This window comes from Citrobacter sp. TBCS-14, from assembly GCF_005280805.1.
Taxonomy (GTDB): Bacteria; Pseudomonadota; Gammaproteobacteria; order Enterobacterales; family Enterobacteriaceae; genus Citrobacter; species Citrobacter gillenii.
Genome location: NZ_SZWM01000460.1, coordinates 1 through 535 on the forward strand (window position 1 = coordinate 1; position 535 = coordinate 535).

1 protein-coding gene is annotated in these 535 nt (G+C 52.4%); it reads left to right on the top strand.

What is annotated here, in order from left to right:
• The first annotated feature begins 345 nt into the window (after positions 1–345).
• On the top strand, positions 346–435 hold the full coding sequence (gene tisB / locus FDX22_RS16925) for a type I toxin-antitoxin system toxin TisB (RefSeq protein WP_003023909.1): 90 nt from the start codon (positions 346–348) through the stop codon (positions 433–435).
• The last annotated feature ends 100 nt before the right edge of the window (positions 436–535 follow it).

A 535-nucleotide genomic window follows, 5' to 3' on the forward strand; every position in this document is an offset into this window, starting at 1 on the left:
AAACCCCGCCGGGGCGAGGTTTTTTTCAGGGTTTGCGGCTGGTAACCGCAGAACACACTGTGTTACGTCAACGCAAGAAGTATACGCGATCGGGAACGAACGCGCAATTTAAGGCACGGATTTTGACGTTTCTGAGTATGGATCGCTTTGCGGATTNCACCGTACGCAATGTGTTATGCGGGGGCCGCAGAGTAAACCGGCGCAAAAAAGTCCTGGCTGAAACGGGTGGTGCCGTCAGCGCCTTAACCCCCGTGTGAGCACACTGTGTTATGTCAACAAAGGTGCTGGCAACAGGCAGCGGCGAGGTACGCCAGCACCGTGCTCCTTGTACCAAAAGGAGAGCGTATGAGCCTCGTGGATATCGCTATTCTTATCCTCAAACTCATTGTTGCAGCACTGCAACTCCTTGATGCCGTTCTGAAATACGTTAAGTAATTCAGATTCAAGTCGCACCTAAGGGGGGCGGGTAACACTCCGCTCCCCTTTCACCTTCTCCCTGGTGCTTGTGTCGTGCCAATGTGTTACGTTTTTATGA